This is a genomic window from Pseudoalteromonas sp. Z1A6 (assembly GCF_011378745.1).
GTDB classification, from domain to species: domain Bacteria; phylum Pseudomonadota; class Gammaproteobacteria; order Enterobacterales; family Alteromonadaceae; genus Pseudoalteromonas; species Pseudoalteromonas arctica.
The window spans coordinates 1-4,652 of the sequence record NZ_WTKW01000329.1 but is presented as its reverse complement, the minus strand read 5'-3'; the positions used below and the strand labels follow the sequence as shown (position 1 = coordinate 4,652).

Below are 4,652 nucleotides of genomic sequence, written 5' to 3'. Positions count from 1 at the left end.
AAAAATTATTTTTAGAATACCTTCTCAAAAACAACCCTATAACAACCTGATTAATAAAGAATTATAAATTAAAAAAATAAAAACAATGATCAAAAGCTGAATAACTGTACAAATAAATAGCATAAAAGGCTTGCACGAAAGCACTGTATAAACTACTGTATATGAATACTGTATAAAAACCCAGTGAGTGAAATTATGTTACAGCCTATTACCGTAAGAACAGTTAAAAGTTACCAACAAGATGAGCAAAGCGATTGCGTGAATTTGATTCAAATTGAAGATGAAATTTCAGCGACCTTTGAGCTTTTAAAAGTATTACACCAATACAATAGCTCTAATGCATGGACGTTACTAATTGCTCCAGATCACGTACCTAGCAAAGCTTTACTTGACTCATGCTCTATTGATACAAGTAAATTACTTGTTATTAGACAGAAGCACCTAGTAAATTTAGAGTATGTATTAAATTCTGCATTACATAACGGAAACTTTGCAGCGGTAATTACCTGGACCGATATAGTTAATAACCAACTACTTACGAATTTATCGTTCGATTTAAGTAAAACGAATACAAAACTATACTGTTTTACTAAAAAGTCTCAAACAACAGAGATATCACTCGCCCAATAAGCTTGTTAAACTAATGTTTTAGACTTTGTATTATTATTATGACTTCACTCAATACCACATTATGTTTTTGCAGCAGTGGGCACAATTATGCTGATTGCTGCGAGCCGCTTCACTTATCTGTTAAGCAAGCTGATTCTCCTGAACAACTTATGCGCTCACGATTCAGTGCTTATGTTATTAAAAATGCAGAATATGTTTATCAAACCTACGCAAAAGAAAAACAAGCTGAAAATCCGGTTAAAGAAATCAATGATTTTGCTAACAGCTGTCGATTTATAAATCTTGATGTAATTGGGTCAAGCCATGATGGAGATACCGGCACTGTAGAATTTAAAGCCCAATATTTTTATCAAAACTTATTTTGTGAGCTCCACGAAAAATCGCAGTTTATTAAAGAAAACACTCAATGGCGTTATTTAGATGGCACTATATATCCTGTTGAAGATATTAAAGTGGGCAGAAATGATGACTGCCCATGTGGTAGCAATAAAAAGTACAAAAAATGTCATAGCGTGTAATAAATAATCTTATTTAATATTTATCACCTACAAGGTGTTTTTAAGTGGCAAAGTGATTTATTAGCTAGCTAAACTTAAAAACACACTTGGTTACGACCTTGCATTTTGGACTCATACATTTTTTCATCTGCGATCTGCAAGGTGTTTTTGTTATTTACGTACGGTTGTAGGGTTGCACCGCCAATACTAATAGTCACAAAGTCATATTCTGAATATCTGTGTAATATTCCTAAATCGACCACATTTTGTTTAATTTTATCAGCAACACAAATCGCACCTTCAGTGCTTGTATGCGGTAAAACAACTACAAACTCTTCGCCGCCGTAACGCGCAACAAAATCGGTTGGCCTTTGCAAACTATTAGTAATAGTTTGTGCAACAAGGTTTAAAACCGTATCGCCTTGCACATGACCATAAAGATCGTTGTATTGCTTAAAGTAGTCTATATCGATGAGTAATAGTGCATAGTCGACTTTTTCTCGTAAGGCGCTTCGTTCCATTTTAGAAAAATGCGCATCAAAATAACGACGATTGAATACCTTTGTTAAATCATCTAGAAATACTTTTTGATTGAGTAAGTCATGTTGAAGTTTCATCGTAATATGGGCGCGCACTCTTCTATATAAAGTTTCCGAGTTAGTTGGTTTCTTTATAAAATCTACAGCTCCGGCTTCCCAGCACTCTTCTTCTTGATTTTCAGATGAGGTTACAAAAATAACGGGGATATCTTGTGTTTCAGATATATTTTTTAATTTTAGACATGTTTCAATACCACTCATTCCTTCCATATTAATATCGAGTAGTATTATATCTGGCGGATTATGTTTACAAATTTCAATCGCATCCTCACCACAGCTCGTTGTTGTTACACTAAAATGCTCTGATAATATTTTTTTTAATACAATTAAGCTTAATAGCTGATCGTCAACGACAAGTACCTTAGAGCTCTTTAAGCTTAATTTCAATTGGTGGTCAGAGTAATTTATTGGCATGGTACAACTGTTTTGTTTTTTTTATTAAACACACCCTATATCACTACATTTTGTTATGCAAATGTTAATAAAGTAAAATTCTACTTATTGGTTACTAATAAAAATGATTTATGGTGAATCTTTAATGCATAAAAACAAAAAATGAGCCACTTGGGCTCATTTTAAAACTTCGAACACTTAATTAAATTAAGTGTTATTCGTCATCATCTAAATCTAACTGTTGACGTTGAGCAGGTCGAGCTAAAATCTCTACATAGAAAGAGGTCAAACCTTGCTTTTCAATTTCGCCAATTTGGTTACTTAATTCAGCAACGTGCACAACTTGCGCATCTTCAGCTGTGTTACCAAACTTACAGTCAAATGCCCAATAGTCAGCATCTTCAGGTAGCGTTTTATTACGCTCTCTTTTCAAATATTTTTTCACTTCGTGCTTTGCAGCATCAACCATACGAGGGTATTTGATTTTCTCGTGATTTAGCGTGAATGTTTTCTTCATTACGTTCCTAATTACCTTGGTTTAATGATAATGGCATTTCATGTCATACCATTTGACGCCATTATAGCAATTGCATTTAATTTTTGGATGCTTTTTTTTCATTAAATCAATTATTAGCAAATATATAAAGCAGACCCGTTATAAAGCATATATTAACTGGTGATTATTACAATCATATATCACACCGCAATGAGCTGAAGTGGTTGATGTAATGCATCATTATTAAGGCTGTCGTAAAAAGCAGCTGCATCTATAGGGGGATTAGCTAGTTGGGTTTGTTCGCTTTTAATTCTTCTTCTGACGGCAAGCTCACAGTTATCTATTATATTAAGTGGAATATGCTTATCATCATTTCTAATCGCAAGTGGTTCAGGGCTTAAGCATTGTCTTAACTTAATACTTGTCATACCACAGTGCTCTCCTTCTTGAGATATTAATGATGCATTAAATTGTCCAACCAACATATTATATTCATCAGGGGCTAAAAGTTGCTTTGGACCTGCGCCAAATTGCTTTCTTAACGCCTCTTCTTCTATAACTAAATTATCTATTTCAGTTTTTGGTAAATGAAATTGACTAAAGTCGAGTGCGTCATGTGACAGCATCGCTAATAATAGTGCAAATTCGCCACGGCGATTTTCATGCACACTATTATTGAGTCTACTGTTTAACTGACTCTCTGTGATTAACAAATCATCTATTTGCATAGTCTTTAGCCGATTGTGGTAACTGATAGATATTTATCGGCTTTATTTCAATTTTCTTTAGCTTTTTTCTTTACTTAAATACGCAATTTGCTATTATCAGCGCCGTTGCATTGGAGGGGTTCCCGAGCGGCCAAAGGGATCAGACTGTAAATCTGACGGCTCAGCCTTCGCTGGTTCGAATCCAGCTCCCTCCACCACTTTTCTTACCGCTAAGTTAAGTGGGGCCAAATGCAATAAAATTAGTGTGGAGGGGTTCCCGAGCGGCCAAAGGGATCAGACTGTAAATCTGACGGCTCAGCCTTCGCTGGTTCGAATCCAGCTCCCTCCACCACTTCTCTACTATTCCTATATTCCTATATTCCTATATTCCTATATTCCTATATTCCTATATTCAGTAACATCAAAACACCCACTGTAAACTCATACCATTTTGTTTTAACCAATTAGATGATGTTTTGTAATCGGGGAAAAACGCCTCTACTCGCTGCCAAAAAGCTTTGCTATGATTTAAATACTTTAAATGGGCAAGCTCATGAACAATCACATAATCTATAGCGTGGTAAGGAGCACCTATAAGATGTAAATTAAAAGTGAGTTCTCGCTTGCTATTACAACTCCCCCACTTTCGTTTATAAACACCTATTTTTAAATCATTTGGCAACTCTTCACCCATTTGAGTACAGAAATACGCTAAACGCATTTCTATGTAAGCAATAAGCTGCTCTTTTAAATAAGTCTCTAATAGCTGTCGATACTTTTGATTAGTGTTTTTAACTCGAGGAGATATTGTAATAAGTAAGTGGTCATCATACGGGGTTACTTTGGAATCTTGGCCTGAGTCCAATTTCAAATAAATAGTTTCTGAAAAAACACTTATTTTTTTAGATTCAAAAGGGTACTGCTTAGTGTCATCAATTGACAATTGTTTTTTTAATTGTTCTGCAACCCACTCTTGTTTGTCAAATAACCAAGTATCAATGTGTTTTTTTGCGACAAAATGTGGCGCATACACAGTTACCTTTTGACTATGCACTTTTATTGCGACTGTTTTGCGTCTAGTACTCTTTTTTAGTTGATATTCAAACACGACCTAAACTCTAAATATTGCATCCGTTTATATAATCCATATTACCATCAATTTTAAACTCTTAGGCATACAGTCGCACCTAACTCCTAATCCACTTTATTATAATAAGCTATAGATTGAGCCGTCTGTTTTATTTGAATTGAAAGTTAAAATATTTTATTTACTTCAATAACAAAAAATAAATAAACTTGGTTAGAATTCGTCACTTTATAGCGCGATTAG

6 protein-coding genes and 2 tRNA genes are annotated in these 4,652 nt (G+C 34.5%); 4 read left to right on the top strand and 4 right to left on the bottom strand.

The window, feature by feature from the left end; all coding sequences use genetic code 11:
• The first annotated feature begins 195 nt into the window (after window positions 1–195).
• Window positions 196–630, top strand: a complete 435-nt coding sequence (locus GQR46_RS16465) for a SulA-like leucine-rich domain-containing protein (protein ID WP_007583705.1) — start codon at window positions 196–198, stop codon at window positions 628–630.
• A 38-nt stretch (window positions 631–668) separates the two neighbouring features.
• Window positions 669–1,148, top strand: coding sequence for a YchJ family protein (locus GQR46_RS16460; protein WP_010555087.1), 480 nt, complete (start codon window positions 669–671; stop codon window positions 1,146–1,148).
• A gap of 74 nt (window positions 1,149–1,222) precedes the next feature.
• On the opposite strand, the gene GQR46_RS16455 is transcribed toward GQR46_RS16460, so the two are convergent.
• From GQR46_RS16455 to GQR46_RS16445, 3 genes are all read right to left on the bottom strand, one after another.
• Window positions 1,223–2,140: a diguanylate cyclase gene (locus GQR46_RS16455; RefSeq protein WP_024598317.1), complete on the bottom strand. Its 918-nt coding sequence runs from the start codon at window positions 2,138–2,140 to the stop codon at window positions 1,223–1,225.
• Between the two features lie 193 nt (window positions 2,141–2,333).
• A complete protein-coding gene (locus GQR46_RS16450) occupies window positions 2,334–2,636 on the bottom strand; it encodes a DUF6172 family protein (RefSeq protein WP_002961433.1) in 303 nt (100 codons plus the stop codon).
• A 179-nt stretch (window positions 2,637–2,815) separates the two neighbouring features.
• On the bottom strand, window positions 2,816–3,343 hold the full coding sequence (locus tag GQR46_RS16445) for a VC2046/SO_2500 family protein (protein WP_165728208.1): 528 nt from the start codon (window positions 3,341–3,343) through the stop codon (window positions 2,816–2,818).
• Between the two features lie 112 nt (window positions 3,344–3,455).
• Here GQR46_RS16445 and GQR46_RS16440 point away from each other — a divergent pair.
• Window positions 3,456–3,540 (top strand) — tRNA-Tyr (locus GQR46_RS16440).
• Between the two features lie 49 nt (window positions 3,541–3,589).
• Window positions 3,590–3,674 (top strand) — tRNA-Tyr (locus tag GQR46_RS16435).
• A gap of 69 nt (window positions 3,675–3,743) precedes the next feature.
• On the opposite strand, the gene GQR46_RS16430 is transcribed toward GQR46_RS16435, so the two are convergent.
• Window positions 3,744–4,382 (bottom strand): SprT family zinc-dependent metalloprotease, encoded by a 639-nt coding sequence (locus GQR46_RS16430; protein WP_165721443.1) that lies wholly within the window; start codon window positions 4,380–4,382, stop codon window positions 3,744–3,746.
• Window positions 4,383–4,652 lie beyond the last annotated feature (270 nt).